The following is a 19,336-nucleotide window of genomic DNA, read 5'->3' as shown; positions in this document are numbered from 1 at the left end:
ATTATTAAATTAAACTAATGAACACAATATTTTACATAGCCGGAGCAATGGCACTCTTGACCGCAATCACGGCAATCACGCGAAAAAACGCGATACATTCCTTATTGTATATGATATTGTCGCTGCTGTCAGTTTCTATTATTTTCTACATTCTGGGTGCGCCGTTCATGGCGGCACTCGAGATTATCATCTATGCCGGAGCCATTATGGTACTGTTTATTTTTGTGATTATGATGCTCAATGTAGCTCTTGAAATTAAGCTGGAAGAAAAATGGCAGCCACTCAAACTCTGGTTATTCCCGTTTCTCATTGCAGCCGCATTATTGGTGCTATTTATCATAGCTTTTGACACTATGAAACACGAACGTGGAAGCGGCGTTATCATTGGGCCTGAACAAGTCGGCTACACATTATTCAAAACATATTTGCTGGGAGTGGAGATATCAGGAATATTGCTGATGTTGGGAATTATCGGTGCCTATCATCTCGGCAGGCAGCGGAAAAATTCGCTGCATCGTTTTTTACAAAATGAGAAAAATAATTAGGATGGTCACTATATCAATAGAAACACAATTGATTTTTGCCGCTATGCTTTTCCTCACGGGATTCGTAGGATTGTTGGTGCGTAAAAATATTATTTTCATGCTGCTTTCGATAGAGATTATGCTTAACAGTGCCGGTCTTGCCTTTGTGATAGCAGGTTCAAAGTGGGCGCAGGCCGACGGTCAGGTGATGTTTATTTTTATCCTTGCTGTAGCTGCCGTTGAAGTTTCTATAGGAATGGCGCTCATCCTGCAGATGTATCATCATTTCAAGACGTTGAATATTGATGAAATGAAAAAATTAAAAGAAGACACAAACCAATCCGTTAAATGAAATTATTAATTGCCCTCATACCGGCCTTGCCGTTCCTCAGTTTCCTGATTCTTGCATTTGCAGGAAAACAGTTGGGAAGAAGAATGTCTGCCATACTGGGTTCCGCTTCAGTCGGACTCTCTGCGCTTATTACGATTGTTGTAGGAATAAATTTCATGACAGCCGCCCCCGATGGTGCAATTAAAGTTCATCTTTGGGAATGGCTTAGCAGCGGCGGTTTTACTGCAAATATTGCATTCAGCCTCGACGCTCTTTCTCTAGTTTTCTGCTTTGTAATCACATTTGTTGGTGCGCTCATCCATATTTATTCTATTGAATTCATGGCCGAAGATGAAGGCTGTTCAAGGTTTTTCGCATACATGAATCTTTTTGTCGGCTCAATGCTGGTGCTGGTTTTAGCCGATAATCTGTTGCTCATGTACCTCGGCTGGGAAGGCGTGGGACTTTGCAGTTATCTGCTCATCGGGTTCTGGCACAAAGAACCTGAAAACGGCTACGCCGCCCGCAAAGCATTTATTATAACACGCATAGGCGATACCGCAATGCTCATAGGACTGTTCCTGCTGTTCATCAATCTGGGCACGCTCACCATTGATGAGCTGATGCAGCGAGCAAGCATTCAATGGGCAATCGGCTCACCGCTCGCCATCACAGCCGCAGCCCTGCTTCTTGGCGGCGCAGTAGGAAAATCGGCACAACTTCCCTTGCAAACATGGCTGCCCGATGCAATGGCTGGTCCATCGCCGGTGAGCGCTCTGATTCATGCGGCCACCATGGTTACTGCAGGCGTGTACCTCATCGCACGTACTCATGTTTTATTTTCACTCGCTCCCGTAGTACAGGCAATTGTTGCAATCATAGGCGCGCTCACCCTGCTGATTGCGGGATTCAGCGCTCTTGCACAGCACGACCTTAAACGCATTCTCGCCTATTCAACCATTTCGCAAATCGGCTACATGTTTCTTGCTCTCGGGCTGGGTGCCTGGAATGCAGCCATATTTCACTTCTTCACGCATGCATTTTTCAAAGCGCTGCTATTCCTTGCTGCAGGCAGTGTTATTGTTGCATTGAATGAAGAACACGATATCTTTAAAATGGGCGGCCTGCGTAAAAAACTCAAAACGGTATTCATCACTTTTATCATTGGTTCAGCTTCGCTTGCTGCGCTGCCACTTGTCACTGCCGGGTTCTACAGTAAAGACGAAATATTATGGCTGGCATGGTCATCGCCCAATGGAAATGCATTGCTTTGGCTGGCCGGAATTGTCGGAGCATTCCTCACATCGCTTTATACTTTCAGGATGGTATTCATTACATTTTATGGCGAAACCAAAACAGAGCCGACCAAAATTCCCGGAAAACTCATGATGGTTCCGCTGATTATCCTTGCAGTATTATCGGTAATTGCAGGATTTATTGAACTGCCCGGCAACTTTGGAGTAACTCGAATTTTCAGCAATATGATGGAAACAACACTTCCTGCAATCGCTGAAAGCGCGCATTCAAATATGGAATTCATATTTCAGTTGATTGCAGCCATTGTTACCATTGCCGGTATCTGGCTTGCATACCGTTTATACTTAAAACGAGAAGTAAAACCTGCGCACGGAGGACTTCTCCACAACTTTTTTTACAGTGGATGGGGCTTTGACAAATTGTATGATTTCGTTTTTGTGCGCCCCATCGTAAGCCTTTCCGAAATAGATAAGAATGACGTAATCGATTCTGTTTATACAGGAATAGTACGCCTGGTAGTTTCGCTGAACAAATTGTTCAGCAGGATGCAAAATGGCCGTCTGCGCTGGTACATGCTTGTAATGGCTGTCGGCATCGTTTTATTAATAACCATTATGGTCACACTATGATACTTCTTCTCCTCATATTGATATTGCTGGTCGGCGGTTTGTTCGCTTGGCTTTCGGGCCTCGTGAATGCTGCACTTCCGCGAATTGTTGCACTGCTTGCACTTTTTGCCGATGCCGCATTACTTCTTTATGTATATATGAATCTGCCCATGCCGGCTGACGGCAGTTTTGCACTCGATTTCTGCATTCCCTGGATTACGCGTTACGGCATCAGCTTGCACTTTGCCCTCGACGGACTCAGCCTTGCGATGCTGGCACTCACGGTAATGCTTGGTATTGTAGCTGTTCTGGCATCATGGAAAGACAGCATTAAAAATCCGGGATTTTTTCATTTGAATATTCTGAGCGCGCTGGCAGGAATTGCAGGCGTTTTTCTGTCGATGGATCTTTTCCTCTTTTATTTTTTCTGGGAACTGATGATTATTCCCGTGTTCTTTATCATAGGCATCTGGGGCAGCGAAAACCGGACATACGCCGCAAACAAATTTTTCATCTTCACACAGGCAGGCGGACTTCTGATGTTCGTTTCCATTCTCGCACTTTACTTTATTCACGGTGATATCACCGGAATATACACCTTCAACTACATTCAGTTGCTGGGTACCGAAATACCTTTGCATCTTTCTTTTATGCTAATGCTGGGCTTTCTTGCGGGATTTTTCGTAAAACTTCCCGTAATTCCTTTTCATTCGTGGTTACCCGATGCTTATTCGGAAGCTCCTGTAGCAGGAAGCATTATTCTGGCCGGCATTCTCTCAAAAACTGCCGCCTATGGTTTATTGCGTTTTGTAGTTCCGCTGTTTCCTCAGGCATCCGTAGCATTCGGGCCTTTCGGAATGATGCTTGCCGTGGTCAGCATCCTTTACGGCGCCAAGCTTGCCTTTGCACAAACCGACCTGAAACGGCTGATTGCATTCAGCAGTATCAGCCATATGGGATTTATACTGCTGGGAGTTTATGCGTTTAACACGATGGCATTTCAGGGTGTGCTCATGCAAATGATTGCACACGGAATCAGCATTGCCGCCTTATTCGTAATTGCATCGCAACTGCAAGCACGTCTTGGCACTCGCGACATTGACAAAATGGGTGGACTCCGGAACCGCCTGCCCTGGCTTGGTTCCATGGGATTGGTGTTTGCACTGGCTTCATTGGGCATGCCCGGCATGGGAAATTTCATTGCTGAATTTCTGATACTGGGCGGTGCATTTAAAACCAGCATATTGATGAGCTGCCTTGCAAGTCTGGGCCTGATAGCCGCCACATTGTACTCGTTGCGAATTGTACAAAAAATATTTCTGGGTAAGGAAGAAAATACTGCAGTCGCGCTTCAGCGTGTCACCTTGCGAGAAAAAACCATCACCGGAGCGCTCACGATTATGATAATATTTATTGGATTGTATCCGCGCATTATACTAAAAACAGGGAAAGCCGCTCTCAACAAATCACTTGAATCCGTTAACCTGAATTCTCAAAATGAATTTACTACATTCTTTTACGGAAATATTTACAACGTGAAACCTGCAGCGACAAATCAAGAACAACCCACTGAGAGTGTAGTACCTGAGTCACAAAAAATAACAACAAATTAATTATGGTTCCAGCTGATTTTATAAGTTTACTTCCCTTAATTATACTTGCAGTAGCGCCGCTGTTTATTCTGCTCACCATTGCGGTAGTCAGAAATCACATGGTGATTTATGGCTTTACATTACTGGGATTTATTGCTGCGTTTCTTTCCATTTATTTTGTACTGCCGCTTGCGCCCCATGAGATATCGGGTTTATTCATCATTGACCGGTACAGCCAGCTATTTCTGTCAATTATTATTCTTGCAAGCCTCGTAATTACGGTGCTTTCCTACCACTACTTAAAACTTCACAATGGCGAGAACGAAGAGTTTTATGTGGTACTTTTCGTGGCGGCCCTTGGAGCAGGCATTCTCACAATATCCAACCATTTTGCATCATTTTTTCTGGGCATAGAACTACTCAGTATATCAGCTTACATCCTTATTGCCTATCTACGTTCACGTGATTATTCCGTTGAAGCAAGTATCAAGTATCTTCTCCTTGCCTCGGTTTCATCGGCGTTTATGCTGTTTGGGATGGCACTGATATACGCAGCTACCGGCACTATGAACTTTTCCGGTCTTGCCGGAAATTTCCTGATACCTGCCACCGTTTCGCCATTGCTCATGCTCGGACTGGCAATGATTATTGTAAGCCTTGGTTTTAAACTCGCGCTGGTGCCGTTTCACATGTGGACACCCGATGTTTATCAGGGTGCTCCGGTGCCCGTAACAGCATTTATTGCAACAGTTTCTAAAGGTGCAGTAATGGCACTTATAATTCGGCTTTTCTCCATGATTGGCGGTGCGCAAAATACAATTATCATCATTGTAATTACAGTCATCGCGGTACTTTCAATGGTAATTGGGAACATACTTGCAATCAAACAGCGCAATCTGAAGCGGCTCCTGGCCTATTCATCCATTGCGCATCTTGGCTATCTGGCAATCATTTTACTTATCGGAACCAACACCGGCATTCAGGCAGCAGCATTTTATCTTATCTCCTATTTCGTTACTTCATTAGCGGCTTTTGCAGTTATTTCATTGCTTTCAGCCTGCGAACATGATATGGATGACATAGAAAATTACAAAGGCCTGTTCTGGAAAAAACCGTGGATTGCAGCCATTATGACACTTGCATTGCTTTCGCTTGCGGGCATTCCGCTAACCGCAGGATTCATTGCAAAATTTTTCGTCGTGCTTCAGGGCGTACATCACGGCCTCTGGATTGTTGTATTCAGTCTTGTGATTAACAGCGCCATCGGTCTTTATTACTATATAAAAGTAATTGCAAAAATGTTCTCCCCTGCTGATAACATTGCTCTGCCTGTTGTTCCGCGTATCGGATATTTCATGCTGAGTGTTCTGGGACTTTGCATTCTGTGGTTAGGATTATTTCCGGGATGGATCAGTGATATACTTGCTCGCTTTGCCTTTCTGCCTTAATCGAAATAGGCAAGAAATTTTTGTTAATCCAATACATTTTCCTGACTAAAATAGCACTTTCGTCTATGAATAAAAACAAACTCACAGCATACACATTTCTGACCATGGCAATGGTGTTCTGGGGGTTTTCATACATATGGCTGAAAACAGTGTACCAATATTTACCACCGGTTACGACAACTTTTTTCAGATTGATTATCGCCACTGTTTTTCTTGTCGCGCTGTCACTCATCATGGGCAAACTTCAAAAAATAAACAAGAAAGACATTTCACTTTTTATACTGCTGGCACTTTTTGAGCCATTTTTGTATTATATGGGCGAAAGCTACGGCGTTAGTATGGTGTCGCCCACAGTAGCATCCATTGTCATATCCATGATTCCGCTGTTTCTTCCATTCTCCATGTATTTCCTTGCAAGGGAGCCGCTTTCGCTGAATAATTTCTGGGGAATTGCGATTTCATTTATCGGCGTATTAATGGTGGTACTCAACAACGATTTCAGTTTCAGCGCGTCGCCATTAGGATTAGCCTGCCTGTTATCGGCAGTGGCAAGCGTGATGGGGTACAGCTATTTTCTGGTTAAGCTGGCTTCCAGATACAATGCTTTTACTATTATCACCGTACAAAACTTTTTAGGAATTTTCTTTTTTTTACCTGCATTTTTTTTGATTGATTTTCCTGCGTTGAAAATCCCTGATATTAATTCAGAGCTCATTCTAAACCTTTGTGCACTGGGTGTGTTTGCGTCGGCTATGGCGTTTTTCCTGTTTACTCTGGGCATACAGAGAATTGGAGTAATCAAGGCCACAATTTTCACTTACATTATTCCTGTCATCACCGCCGTTTTTTCTTTTCTGTTTCTGAATGAAATTTTTACGGCGCAAAAAATGCTGGGAATATTTGTAGTAATTGCCGGGCTATTTTTATCGCAGGTAAATCCCTCGAAAATATTCAGAAGAAAACAGTCTGTCTAAAGTATTATGGCAGACTTGGTGGTGGACCGAATGCCGGATTTGTTAGAAATGTCTGGTCGGTCAGCGTCAGCAAAAATGCTTTCAGATCAGCCTTTTCAGCCGGAGTCAGCTGTGCACCGCCATCAGATAATTTGTGCATCAGCGGACTCACAGAAGGAGACCAAACCAGACCATTACTGTAGAAATCAATAACCTGTTCAAGAGTCGTAAAACGACCATCGTGCATGTAGGGTGCCAGTAATTCAACATTGCGCAACGATGGCGCTCTGTATGCTCCGATATCCATGGCATTCCCGGTAACAGCGTATCGGTCGCGGGTATCGCTAAACGCAGAATCCTTGGCATTATTATAATATAAGTTTGTGGTAAACAAAGGATTTCCGCTGCCTCCGTGGCAATGAAAACAATCGGCGCCTTGCTCGGTAACAAATAAAACGTAGCCATTCAATTCGGATGAGGTGAGCGTCGCACTGCCCTGAAGATATCTGTCAAATTTTGAATCACTCGAAACAAGTGTTCGGATGAATTGCGAAATGGCCTTTGCCATCAGTTCAAACGTAATCGTATCAGACCCAAAAGCGGCTTTAAACAATGGTTTATATCCGGGAATACTCCGGATTACCTGCAATGATTTATTGGAATCGCTGTGCATTTCATGCGGGGCATAAATTCCCATCCACACCAAATCTTCAAGGCGCCTCTTTTTAGGATTCGGATTCAGCGGATCAATCAGTCCGTTCCACAAATAACCGTTTGAATTAAATACCACATTGCATAAGGTCATCATGGCATGAGGTGTGGGAATTCCGGTGATACCATGCGGCATACCACCCGGAAAAGAAGGGTTCGCCAAACCGCACACAAAGGCGCTTTCCTGAACATGACAGCTTGAACAACTCATCAGTGAATCGGCATCAGTGCGCCCACCAAAACGACCGTCATAAAATAAACAGCGACCTAAATATACGCCTTCTACAGTTATCGGATTATCAGCCGGAATATTCATCTGCGTAGGGAAATACGCCGGAACATGGATTGTGTAAGGTGTCGGCGCATACTTATCACCGGGCATCAGGCTCACCTCCGTAATTGGCGTTTCCTTATGGCAGGCGTTAAGCGCCACTAAAAGAATAAAAACTATACTGAGGTATTTACGCATTATCAAATTAGTGAAGAATTAAAAACCAAGAACTAAGAATTGTTCATTTTTCCGCCAAAGGCGGACAGGCATTGCCAAATTGATTAATTGCCGAATTGTCAACTCATCACTTCATTGTAAACACATCTGCACCATTTTCTTTGGCAGTATTCAAGGCTGACTGATTCTGCATAATTGCGCCACCCCAATAATTGAAATCCCACACATGAGGCGTATCAAACCAGCTCTCAATATTCATTACAATACCAATTTCTTTAGTTTGATTCTCATCCAGCGTAAATGATGATGCCGGCAAGGTTACAGTGAAGCTGTTGTCCACAATACTTGTAATGGAATCGTAAACGATGACGCCGGAAGCATAGATTTGCCCTTTACCAAGGTGAAAATTAAAAAAGTGATTTACATTGGATGTGTCTTTCCAGCTGCCGTTTAGTTTCAGATAGTGATACCCGCCACCAAGCAATTCCGGCCAGAACATATTGGTTTCAGGCGGATTCAAAAACATATTTGAAAGATTCCTGTCTGATTTAATCCCAAAAGTAAAGCTGATTGACTCGTAGGTTCCTGCCGGTATTTCCTGAGTTATTGACCATGTTTGTGAAGAAGGAATGTCAGTATCCACATAATGGATACCATTATTCTGAGTAATCAGTTTTACGCTGCCATCACCATTATGCAGCACCACATCCGAAAGAAACCACTGAGCCTCCGAAATATTGTAGGGATTGCCCGCGGCATTCACGTATTCCATCGTATCGACAATGAGGGGCATCCCGTTAACCTGATGAAAAAATTTAAAGGTCAGTTTACCGTATTTTGTAACAACGGGCGTAAAAGGCTCCTCTTTTTTACATGAAATTAATACAAAAGAAGTGACAACAAACAGCAGAATGGCACTTATATAGCGGGAATTCTTCATTTTATGATTAATTAACACTAACAAAAATAACAAAAAAAAGGGGTATTTATTATTTCCTCATGCAATTAAAAGAATTTCGCTGCGTTTTCATTTAATTCATAATTTTGCTGAAAATTTAATCAATATGGATTTGAAAGAGATTTTGGCTGTTTCAGGAAAAAGCGGCCTGTTTAAAATTATCGCCCACAACAAAACCGGGGTGATCGTGGAATCGTTGCTGGACCATAAAAGGATGCCGGTATATGCCACCGATAAAATAAGCAACCTTGAAGAGATAAGTGTGTTCACTACCGACAAGGACATTCTGCTGAAAGAAGTTTTTAAACTGATTTACGAAAAGGAAAATGGCGGAAAAGCCATTGACCCGAAGTCGGACGACAAAAAACTGCGCGAATACTTTGAGCAAGTGCTTCCAAACTTCGATAAGGAAAAAGTTTATACCTCCGATATCAGAAAAATGTTTGTGTGGTACAATCAGCTGCACGAAAATAATATGCTCGATTTTACTGAAAAAGAGGAAGAAAAAACAGAAGAAAGCGATGCTCCGGCAGAACCGGAAGCCAAGCCGGTTAAGGCTGCTAAGAAAAAAGAAAGCTCTAAGGAGTAATTATTAAAATCCGCGTTAAGCGGATTTTTTTTTACCGTATCTTTGAGTTGGTCCATACGTTAACAATCTAACAGGATGACTAAACACGCCAGAGATTTCAGCATAGTAAAAAAAACTTTTTTATCTGCCGCTCATTTCCTGCTTGAACTGTCATCGTCCGAACCACTGCCACCCATTGTTCCGGGTCAATTCTGCGAAGTGCTCATCCCACATTCAGCACAAACGTTTCTGCGAAGGCCTTTCTCAATACATGATGTAATTGAAGAAACCAACAGCATCATTATTCAGGTAAGCATTGTCGGAGCCGGCACACAACAATTATCGCGATTAACAGAAGGACAATCGCTGAATACTATTTTCCCTTTGGGTAAAGGATTTTCACTTGCAGAAAAAGGACGTGTGCTATTAGCCGGTGGCGGATGCGGGACAGCTCCCCTGCTCTATCTTGCCCGTTTGCTTTATGAAAAAAATGTACGCCTTGATATTTTAACCGGAGGACGGTGTTTTTCTGACATCCATGAAACTCACGAATACCGTAAATACGGCGAGTTATATATAAGCACGGAAGACGGCAGCCTTGGCGAAAAGGGCATCATAACCAAACACAGCATCCTGAACGGTATGCCCGCCTATGATATGGTCTATTGCTGCGGCCCCGAACCCATGATGAAAGCAGTTGCAGCATGGTGTGCCGGGCATAATACAGAATGCGAAGTATCGCTGGAAAATACAATGGCATGCGGCATTGGTGCCTGTTTGTGCTGTGTAACATCCACAAATCAAGGAAATGCGTGTGTCTGCACTGAAGGTCCGGTCTTCAACACAAAACAATTATTATGGCAAACCTGAGTGTAAGCATCGGCAGCATGCATCTGAAAAATCCGGTAATGGCGGCATCCGGAACATTTGGCTACGGTTCTGAATTTGCCGATTTCATGGATCCCGCAGCTTTGGGCGCTTTTGTAACTAAAGGCACAACGGCCGCTACGCGTCAGGGAAACGATTACCCGCGCATGGCCGAAACAGCCTCAGGAATGCTCAATGCCGTTGGATTGCAGAATAAAGGTGTGGCACATTTTATTCAAGAAATCTATCCTGAAATTCAAAAATTCAAAACAAATATCATCGTAAATGTTTCCGGCTCAACCCTCGAAGAATATGTACTGTGCGCCGAAAAAATCAATGAACTTGAGGGAATTGCCGCCATTGAACTGAATATCTCATGCCCTAACGTGAAACAAGGAGGCATGGCATTTGGCGTTGACCCGCACGCTGCAGCAGCCGTAACACGGGCCGTTCGCAATGTTTACCATAAAACACTTATTGTAAAGCTGTCGCCGAATGTGACCGATATCACAGAAATAGCAAGGGCTGCAGAAAGTCAGGGCGCAGATTCACTGTCTCTGATAAACACATTGCTGGGCATGGCTATTGATGCCGAAACACGCAGACCGGTTCTGTCAACCGTTACCGGCGGCCTGTCCGGACCCTGCATCAAACCGGTGGCATTGCGTATGGTGTGGCAGGTTGCCAATGCTGTAAAACTGCCGATAATCGGGCTGGGCGGCATCATGAATGCCGCAGATGCCATAGAGTTTATGCTGGCTGGTGCAAGCGCCATTCAAGTGGGCACCGCCAATTTTATCGACCCGGCAGTTACCATAAAAATTATTGAAGGCATCCATGAATACCTCGACAGGCACGGCATTGATACTATTAAGGAATTAATTGGGGGAATTTCATCCATTCATTGATAATTATCACCTTTCCGTATTATCTGCAAATTCTCGCTGAATTCAGGCGTCAATTGCATCAAAACTCGTAACTTTGCGCCTGATTTATTCATCTATCTGAATACAATCTAAATTAAAATAGGAATAAGTATTATGGATATCAAGAAGGAAAAGGTACTGGAAGCCCTCAGTACAGTTTATGACCCCGATCTGAAGAAAGACCTGGTGAGCCTGAATATGATTTCAGATATTACTATTAATGGAACCAAAATATCATTCACGCTTACACTTACAACACCCGCCTGTCCGCTTAAAGATAAACTGAAACGCGATTGCACCGAAGCCATCCACAGCATGGTTTCCGAATCGGCAGAAGTAGAAATCACACTCAGCTCCCGGGTTACCCAAAGCAGCCATCGTAAAGAAGGCAGCTTACCCGATGTTAAGAATATTATTGCTGTAGTATCTGGAAAAGGCGGCGTTGGAAAGTCAACCGTGGCAGCCAATCTGGCACTGGCACTTGCTAAAAGCGGCGCACGCACAGCTTTGGTTGATGCCGACATTTACGGTCCTTCCGTACCGATGATGTTCGGACTCAAAGGTCATAAGCCTGAAATCATTGAGAAAGACGGCGTACAGATGATGGTTCCCGCAGAGAAATTCGGATTGAAAATGCTGTCGATCGGCTTTTTTGTTGATCCCGACAAGGCCGTAATCTGGCGCGGCCCCATGGCTTCATCGGCACTGAAACAATTGTTTACAGAAGCCGACTGGGGCAGTCTCGATTATATGATTATTGACACCCCTCCCGGAACAGGCGATATACACCTGACCATGGTTCAGACACTGGCCGTATCGGGCGTAGTCGTTGTAACCACACCTCAGGAAGTGGCTTTGGCCGACGCACGCAAAGCAGTGAGCATGTTCCGCCAGGAAGGCATCAATGTTCCGGTGCTTGGATTGGTTGAAAACATGTCGTACTTCACCCCTGCCGAACTCCCCGAAAATAAATATTATATCTTTGGAAAAGGAGGCGGACAGAAACTTGCAGACGAATTCAGCATTCCATTGTTAGGACAAATTCCCGTCGTTCAAAGTATCTGCGAATCGGGAGATGCAGGACGGCCCGTGCTGATGAATGAAAACTCAGCCGAATCTGCCGCATTCACTCATCTGGCAGAAAGCGTATCACAGCAGGTTGCCATATGGAACGCCATGAAGGAAATGACCGACGTAGAAAAATGCAAACACTAATATCAATTTCAATTAATAATTTTTAACGACTAAACCGATGCCTACTAAAGAAGAATTGATCACGAAAGTACAGGGTGTTATTGACCAGATCAGACCGTATCTCGAAGCTGATGGCGGAAACATTAAATTTGTAGAACTCACCGACGAGAATGTGGTGAACGTTGAGCTTCAGGGCGCCTGCCGTAGCTGCCCGATGAGCATCATGACGCTGAAAAACGGTGTTGAAGCCGCTGTTAAAAAAGCCATTCCCGAGATTAAATCCGTTGAGGCAACAAACCTCGGATAAGGAGTTTTGCAGGGTAAACGACCCTAAAATATAAGCTTTCACCGGCGTGAAAGCATTTAACGTCCATGAGCTATGTGGAATATCCACAAACCGTTTCGTTTTTTGGTGATATCCGTATTCTGCGCAATTGTAGTTACCGTATTGCTGCGTCAGGGTATGTTTATGGATGGACTGATGTACAGTTCAATTTCACGGAATCTGGCGGATGGAAAGGGCTCGATGTGGTTCCTGCACTTCAGCAATTCGCTGTTCAGCGATTTTCATGAGCACCCGCCTCTTGTATTCTGGATACAGGCAGTATTTTTTAAACTTTTTGGTGACGGTTTTTATACCGAAAGGCTTTATTGCCTCCTCGCAGGAATTGCAGTGGCATGGCTCATTACACGCACATGGAAGGAACTGAACAAAGGAAACACGGATGCACAGCCGTTTTCATGGCTGCCCGTATTGTTCTGGATCAGTATTCCCGTTATTTCGTGGGGACTCGGAAATAATATGCTTGAGAATACCATGGCTATTTTTACCACTGCCGCCGTATTAGTTATCATCAAAGGAATTTCGCAAGAAAAAAATCGTTTACTGTTTTTTACGATTGCTGCTCTTATGATTTTTTTCGCCGTACTGGCAAAAGGACCCGTGGCAATGTTCCCGCTGGCGGCTGTTTTCATGCACTGGATTGTATACAGACGTTTCAGTTTTATAAAAGCACTGATGTATTCGCTGTATATCACAGGCATTTTTATATTGGTTTTTTCACTGCTATTCGCGATTAATCATCAGGCCTGGCTCAGTATGAATTTATATCTGGAACAGCAGATAATTAAAGCCTACAATGATTCGGGCACGGTGAGTTCTCGTTTTTTCATCCTGCCAAGGCTGTTTCGCGAACTGGGCATCGGCATAGCATTGCTGATTATGATTCTATTACCTTCAGTTATCAGACGCAGGAAAGCAGCCGGATTAAACAGGCAAAACCTGAAAAAATCATTGTTCCTCACACTCGTTGGATTATCGGCTTCACTTCCGCTGATGGTAAGCATGAAACAATCCGGATTCTACGTTATCCCCGCCTATCCATGGTTTGCACTGGCCTTCGCATTTTTGTGCCTGACACAGATACAGCAAATGTTCAGCAAACTTCCCCAAAAAGGAAATGCCCTGAAAATTATGAATATTGCAGGAATACTGCTGCTGACAAGCGTATTGGCTTATAATATTACACAAATAAACAAGCCGGGACGCGATACCGAAAAATTGAATGATATCAGGACAATTGCTGACATTGTTCCGCGGAATTCTACTGTCAGTATCTCTCAGGAAGTTTGGCCGGACTGGGCGCTTCACGGTTACTTTGAGCGTTATTACAATATAAGTTTAGATGCCGGAAGCGTACCGCATGAATATTATCTTGCTTTACGCGATGATGCGACAAAACCTGCAAAACAATATTCAAGCATGCAGCTGAACCTGAAATTATTTAAGCTATATGCGAATGATTCTTTACAGAAAATGACCAAACAATAAAGCTCAGCAACAACTAATCAGCAAATTATTGACAAGGGTGAATATGTCGGATGCAGCCAATATAAAAAGAATCGGCATTGCCGGAAGTGGACGGATGGGTACGGATATTTTTCTGTTCCTCGACGGACACGGGTTTGAACTCCGCTGGCTCTGCAAAGGCGAAACTGAACAAACGGCCGCCGAAGCCTGCTTCCTAAAACGTATTGCACGTCAGAAGAAAACAGGAATGCTCAGTGATGCCGCCTATGAGCTTAAACTGAAGTCGACCCTCATCAGCTGCGACGCGGCAATATTTTCCGACTGTGACCTGATTATAGAAAGCATTCCCGAACATCGGGACGAGAAAAAAAACCTCCTCGCGCAGATTGACAAAATCGTTTCAGCGGGTTGTATAATTACCAGCAACAGTTCATCCATTCGTCCATCGATACTTGTGCCATCGGCAAACAGGAAAACCACTTTTGCAGGCATGCATTTCTTCTATCCACTTGCATTCAAAACAGCCGCAGAATTAATAGTTACGGAACACACTTCCGAAAACACAAAAATAATTTTACGCAATTTTCTCACACGAATCGGCCGCAACATTTTTGAACTTGATGAAGAACATGCCTTCATGCTGAACCGTATATTTTTGCCGGTTCAGGCTGAGGCATGCAGGCTGGTGGAAGAAGCCATCATGGAATTCCGGGAGGTTGATGCCATTGTAAAAAAGTTCGTGTTTCCATGTGGGATATTTTCATTTTTCGACCAGGTCGGAAATGACGTCATGCTGTCGTCCGTTAACAATTATGCGGAATTTGAGGCAGAACCCGGATTTCTTATCCCGATGCAAAACCTGCTGCAGCGAATGGTAAGCGACCATTTACTCGGAATAAAAACAGGCATCGGTTTCTATAATTATCAGAATCCTGATAATACAGAGGTTGAAATAAATCCGGCAGACGAAAACGTGCAGATATGCATAGGACTTCTTGAAGCCAGCTATAAAAATGCAGCCATGGCAATGGCACAGAAAACCGGAACCGAACTACTCAAACTCAACGAAGCACTGATGGAATATACCGGAGCCGACAAAGGACCTTTTTCAGGTAATAGTGAATAGTGAACAGTGAATAGTGAACAGTTTTTTGACTTTCGACTTTTCGACTTTTGACTTTTTGACTTTTTGACTTTTTGACTTTTCGACTTTTGACTTTTGACTTTCGACTTTCGACTTTTGACTTTTCGACTTACGACTTTCGACTTACGACTATCTTTTATATCTTTGTACTTATTAGTATTCTCTATAATTACATGTCACAATTCTGATGGAACGAAAAGTTGTTGTAACGGGCATGAGCATAATCAGCTCACTGGGTCTGGATCTGGAAACAAACTGGGCAAATCTGGTACAGGGCAAAAGCGGTGTAGGTAACATTACATTGTTCGATGCATCGGGCAACCAGACGCGCATTGCAGCCGAAGTACCCGCCGGATTTGACGAATTGTGGCCTAAACACATCAAGAAAAGAGCCGCCGACCAGATGACACGCGTCACCAAAATGTGTTATGTGTGCGCCAAACAGGCTGTTGCTGCAAGCGGGATTAATTTTGAAGAAACGGACCGCAACCGCTGCAGTGTGATACTGGGTGTTGTCAGTACAGCCAATACAAGCTCCGAAAAAGGCACCACACCCCAGAACCGCGTTTTGAAAAGTATGGCCAACGCCATGTCGGCATGGATATCACTGGAATATAAACTCGCCGGACCGAATTTCACGGTTTCGTCGGCATGCGCATCATCGGCATACGCACTCGGACTCGGTTACGACATGATTCGTCACGGGATGGCAGATATTGTGATTGTTGGCGGCGCCGACAGCATCATCAATAAAGAAGAAATTGAAGGTTTTAATGAAATATACGCGCTGTCGGCAGAAAACGACAATCCCAAAGCCAGCAAACCATTTACGAAAAACCGCGACGGATTTGTTATTGGTGAAGGAGCCGGCATCATCATTCTTGAATCTGAAGAATCAGCCCTGAAGCGGAATGCCGAAATACATGCCGAGATAAAAGGCTATGCCACCACCAGCGAAGGGTATAACATCATGGCACCGATGAAAGACGGTGAAGGCATTGCACTCACCATTGAAAAAGCTCTGAACAACGCCGGTATTTCAAAAGATGAGGTGGATTACATCAACGCACACGGCACTTCCACCACTCTCAACGACCGCTACGAAACCATGGCCATCAAAAGAGTGTTCGGCGAAGGTGCTTATAAAATACCTGTGTCGTCCACCAAATCCATGATAGGTCATACCATCGGAGCGGCAGGCGTTATTGAGCTTATTGTCACCATCATGAGTCTGAAAACGGGCATCCTTACCCCTACTATTAATTATGATGAACCCGACCCCGAACTTGACCTGGATTATGTCCCCAATACCGCCCGTGAAAAGGACATAAAATGCGCATTATCAAACTCCTTCGCCTTCGGTGGGCATAATGCAGTGGTGGTTGTAAAAAAATATGTGTAAATTTGCTGCCGCGATTATCAAAAAGGATTAAAAATGGCAAAAATTTCTGAAAATACACGAACCGAGGTTACCGAAACGGTTTACAATTTCTTTATTGAAGAATGTGAAGTTGACGCGTCCAGAATCAATGACCATACAAATATTATTCGTGATATTGATGGTGATTCACTGATGTTTCTGGAACTGATCGAGGTATTCAAGAAAAAATACACCCTTGATATTGAACTCAAAACGATAGGCAAATACGTGGTGAAACATCCCGTTGAAACTATTGGTCAGCTCATTGATATGACCATGCTTATCATTGAACACGAGAACCGCATAACAGAAATCGAATAACATCAGCTCTCAGTCCAACCCCATAGAACCTATACCTGAAAACGCACTCAGCTGCGGCATAGACATTGAGGATTGCAACAGGTTCAGAAAATTCCTGACTCACCAATCGGGAATCCATCCGCTCATCATCGACGTATTTACACGGGAAGAAATCCGCAGGAACTTACAGCGCAATTCGGCTGAACGTTTCACCCTGGGATTTTGCTGCAAGGAAGCTTCGTTCAAAGCATTGGGCAAAGGATGGCGCAACAGCGAAGTGCAATGGCAGGATATAGAATTGCTGTTTGATGATGCCTTGAGCGAAGACAAGGCAGTGGTGCATTTTTCAAATAAGGCACATGAGCAGTTCCTGGCATTGGGCGGTAAAAAAATAATGCATATTTTTGATGTGGACGACGACCACGCCACCCTTACAATTATTATTTCAGGATAAATGGAAAAGCCCGTTGCACATATATTTCCCGCCTTTGTTCCCGAATACAAAGGGTATGAAATTGATGCAATTACGAAGCATGGAACAGATTTTACCGGTCTGCTGAAGTCGGCTTCCGCTATTACCGGCAGCGACCTTACGTCCTTTAATATAGCTTCCGGCAATTTCCTTGACGACGAACTGAAATCACAGTATATCACCTACATAATGGCATGTGCCGTTTCCGATATTCTTCACAAAAACGGACAAAAACCTGCCATGACAGCCGGTTACAGCATGGGATTGTACGCGGCGCTTTATCACAACCGCGCACTTACGTTTGAATCGGGATTGCATATCATTACTCTTGCATACCGTTGTATTCACGAAGCGGCCGAATCAAAATCCTTTGGAATGGGCGTCATCGGCGGACTTGAAGAAAACGATATTGAAAAAATCATCACACTGAATCAGCTGGATTGCCGGCTCACCAACCTCAACAGCAGCGTTTCCTTTGTGCTGTCAGGAATGAAACAGGACGTTGAAACCGCCCTGCTGCTGGCAAAAGAAGAAGGTGCCTTGCAGACACGCATGATGAATGTGGCTCACCCTTACCATTCCGATTATATTCGCACAGCTTCCGCAGCATTGCAAAAACAGATGGAGCCTATTGAATTCAGCCGCTCCTGCTACTCGCTGATTTCACTGATTAATCAGCAAATTATCATGGAGCCTGAACAGCTTTCGGCAGAAGTAGTACGCAATATCAGTAACCGCATCAACTGGCACAAAACGTTTAAATACATGCTCGAAACAGGTATTCACGATTTTATAGAATGCGGTGCCGGAGAAAGCCTGCAGAAAATAGGTAAGTTTATTGATGGCGATTTCAATATTTCAGGACTGAAGAAGTTGTAAGTCGTGAGTCGAAAGTCAAAAGTCGAAAGTCGAAAGTCAAAAGTCAAAAGAAAGGAGTCAGAAGTCAGAAGAAAATAGTCAGGAGTCAGAATAAAATAGTCAGGAGTCAGAATAAAATTACCCCGTAGGGGTATTAGCCGGGTAGTAGAATAAAATTACCCCGTAGGGGTTTAAGGTCAATAGCACCAATAGACGATTAATTATCGGCGGCGCACGGATGATTATGATTAAATGTGATGATGTGTCATGCGCCGCAAGTGATGAGAGTCGTGAGTCGTAAGTCAAGGGTTAAATAATATATGCAGACACCAACATTTTTCATTGTTCATTGTTCATTGTTCATTTTTCATTTTTCATTATTAATTATTAATTCCAAATGAGTTATCCGCTTACGAAAGAAGCTATTTTGCAGTTTATCAATGAGCATCCCGTGTTCTTTCTGGCTACTGCAGAAGGTGAACAGCCGCATGTTCGGGGGCTGATGCTGTTCAGGGCCGATGAAACCGGCATCTATTTCAGTACGGCAAAGACCAAATCATTATACAAACAGCTGAATAAGAATCCGCTTGTTGAAATTTGCTTCGCCACTCCCGAAACACAAATCCGTGTCAACGGCAGCCTCGAAGATCTGGACCACGACCTCGGTCTAAAAAAAGAAATACTCGCCGCCCGGCCTTTCATGCAGCCGTGGATAGATGCCGCAGGATTTGAAAGTATGGCCGTTTTCAGAATAGTGAACTGCATCGCCATTCCCTGGAGCATTACCAATCCCATCGGACGAAAACGTGTAATCCCTATTTAATTGGTAATTATTCAATTATTAATTTTTAATTTTTAATTGAGGAACTTCCGATATACCTGTGAACACTTTCGGAGATAGTCAACAACATACTCCGATATACCTGTGAACACTCCCGGAGATAGTC

Annotated in this window: 20 protein-coding genes; 18 read left to right on the top strand and 2 right to left on the bottom strand. The window is 43.9% G+C overall.

Going from position 1 to position 19,336, the window contains the following annotated elements:
* Positions 1-17 precede the first annotated feature (17 nt).
* The 6 genes from nuoJ to WCM76_11770 all read left to right on the top strand — a co-directional run bounded on the left by nuoJ (position 18) and on the right by WCM76_11770 (position 6,734).
* Positions 18-545, top strand: coding sequence for an NADH-quinone oxidoreductase subunit J (nuoJ, locus tag WCM76_11795; GenBank protein ID MEI6766317.1), 528 nt, complete (start codon positions 18-20; stop codon positions 543-545).
* A 1-nt stretch (position 546) separates the two neighbouring features.
* On the top strand, positions 547-876 hold the full coding sequence (gene nuoK / locus WCM76_11790) for an NADH-quinone oxidoreductase subunit NuoK (protein ID MEI6766316.1): 330 nt from the start codon (positions 547-549) through the stop codon (positions 874-876).
* Positions 873-2,741: an NADH-quinone oxidoreductase subunit L gene (gene nuoL, locus WCM76_11785; protein MEI6766315.1), complete on the top strand. Its 1,869-nt coding sequence runs from the start codon at positions 873-875 to the stop codon at positions 2,739-2,741. The genes nuoK and nuoL overlap by 4 nt, the downstream gene beginning before the upstream one ends.
* A complete protein-coding gene (locus WCM76_11780) occupies positions 2,738-4,333 on the top strand; it encodes an NADH-quinone oxidoreductase subunit M (protein ID MEI6766314.1) in 1,596 nt (531 codons plus the stop codon). The genes nuoL and WCM76_11780 overlap by 4 nt, the downstream gene beginning before the upstream one ends.
* A gap of 2 nt (positions 4,334-4,335) precedes the next feature.
* Entirely contained in the window at positions 4,336-5,760 is a 1,425-nt protein-coding gene (locus tag WCM76_11775; protein MEI6766313.1) for an NADH-quinone oxidoreductase subunit N, read from the top strand.
* Positions 5,761-5,825: 65 nt separating this feature from the next.
* The gene (locus WCM76_11770; GenBank protein MEI6766312.1) at positions 5,826-6,734 is read left to right on the top strand and encodes a DMT family transporter; all 909 of its coding nucleotides are present in this window, start codon (positions 5,826-5,828) and stop codon (positions 6,732-6,734) included.
* Between the two features lie 4 nt (positions 6,735-6,738).
* On the opposite strand, the gene WCM76_11765 is transcribed toward WCM76_11770, so the two are convergent.
* Entirely contained in the window at positions 6,739-7,893 is a 1,155-nt protein-coding gene (locus WCM76_11765) for a cytochrome c peroxidase (protein MEI6766311.1), read from the bottom strand.
* A 106-nt stretch (positions 7,894-7,999) separates the two neighbouring features.
* Positions 8,000-8,812, bottom strand: coding sequence for an MbnP family protein (locus WCM76_11760; protein ID MEI6766310.1), 813 nt, complete (start codon positions 8,810-8,812; stop codon positions 8,000-8,002).
* Positions 8,813-8,936: 124 nt separating this feature from the next.
* Here WCM76_11760 and WCM76_11755 point away from each other — a divergent pair, with 124 nt between their 5' ends.
* From WCM76_11755 to WCM76_11700, 12 genes are all read left to right on the top strand, one after another.
* Positions 8,937-9,419: a DUF5606 domain-containing protein gene (locus WCM76_11755; protein ID MEI6766309.1), complete on the top strand. Its 483-nt coding sequence runs from the start codon at positions 8,937-8,939 to the stop codon at positions 9,417-9,419.
* A 75-nt stretch (positions 9,420-9,494) separates the two neighbouring features.
* Complete coding sequence (locus WCM76_11750) at positions 9,495-10,268, top strand: dihydroorotate dehydrogenase electron transfer subunit (GenBank protein ID MEI6766308.1); 774 nt, start codon at positions 9,495-9,497, stop codon at positions 10,266-10,268.
* Entirely contained in the window at positions 10,256-11,173 is a 918-nt protein-coding gene (locus tag WCM76_11745) for a dihydroorotate dehydrogenase (protein ID MEI6766307.1), read from the top strand. The genes WCM76_11750 and WCM76_11745 overlap by 13 nt, the downstream gene beginning before the upstream one ends.
* A 132-nt stretch (positions 11,174-11,305) precedes the next feature.
* Positions 11,306-12,406: an Mrp/NBP35 family ATP-binding protein gene (locus tag WCM76_11740; GenBank protein MEI6766306.1), complete on the top strand. Its 1,101-nt coding sequence runs from the start codon at positions 11,306-11,308 to the stop codon at positions 12,404-12,406.
* A gap of 37 nt (positions 12,407-12,443) precedes the next feature.
* On the top strand, positions 12,444-12,692 hold the full coding sequence (locus tag WCM76_11735; GenBank protein ID MEI6766305.1) for a NifU family protein: 249 nt from the start codon (positions 12,444-12,446) through the stop codon (positions 12,690-12,692).
* A gap of 72 nt (positions 12,693-12,764) precedes the next feature.
* Positions 12,765-14,216: a glycosyltransferase family 39 protein gene (locus WCM76_11730; protein ID MEI6766304.1), complete on the top strand. Its 1,452-nt coding sequence runs from the start codon at positions 12,765-12,767 to the stop codon at positions 14,214-14,216.
* A 37-nt stretch (positions 14,217-14,253) separates the two neighbouring features.
* On the top strand, positions 14,254-15,321 hold the full coding sequence (locus WCM76_11725) for a 3-hydroxyacyl-CoA dehydrogenase family protein (protein MEI6766303.1): 1,068 nt from the start codon (positions 14,254-14,256) through the stop codon (positions 15,319-15,321).
* Positions 15,322-15,526: 205 nt separating this feature from the next.
* Positions 15,527-16,741, top strand: a complete 1,215-nt coding sequence (locus WCM76_11720) for a beta-ketoacyl-[acyl-carrier-protein] synthase family protein (GenBank protein MEI6766302.1) — start codon at positions 15,527-15,529, stop codon at positions 16,739-16,741.
* A gap of 33 nt (positions 16,742-16,774) precedes the next feature.
* Positions 16,775-17,080, top strand: coding sequence for an acyl carrier protein (locus WCM76_11715; GenBank protein ID MEI6766301.1), 306 nt, complete (start codon positions 16,775-16,777; stop codon positions 17,078-17,080).
* 1 nt (position 17,081) lies between these two features.
* Positions 17,082-17,513, top strand: coding sequence for a 4'-phosphopantetheinyl transferase superfamily protein (locus WCM76_11710; protein MEI6766300.1), 432 nt, complete (start codon positions 17,082-17,084; stop codon positions 17,511-17,513).
* Entirely contained in the window at positions 17,514-18,410 is an 897-nt protein-coding gene (locus WCM76_11705; GenBank protein MEI6766299.1) for an acyltransferase domain-containing protein, read from the top strand.
* 376 nt (positions 18,411-18,786) lie between these two features.
* The gene (locus WCM76_11700) at positions 18,787-19,212 is read left to right on the top strand and encodes a pyridoxamine 5'-phosphate oxidase family protein (GenBank protein MEI6766298.1); all 426 of its coding nucleotides are present in this window, start codon (positions 18,787-18,789) and stop codon (positions 19,210-19,212) included.
* The last annotated feature ends 124 nt before the right edge of the window (positions 19,213-19,336 follow it).

It is taken from the genome of Bacteroidota bacterium (genome assembly GCA_037133915.1).
Lineage (GTDB): Bacteria > Bacteroidota > Bacteroidia > Bacteroidales > CAIWKO01 > JBAXND01.
Note: the sequence above shows the minus strand (reverse complement) of the source record. Positions and strands in the feature narration are given on the sequence as shown.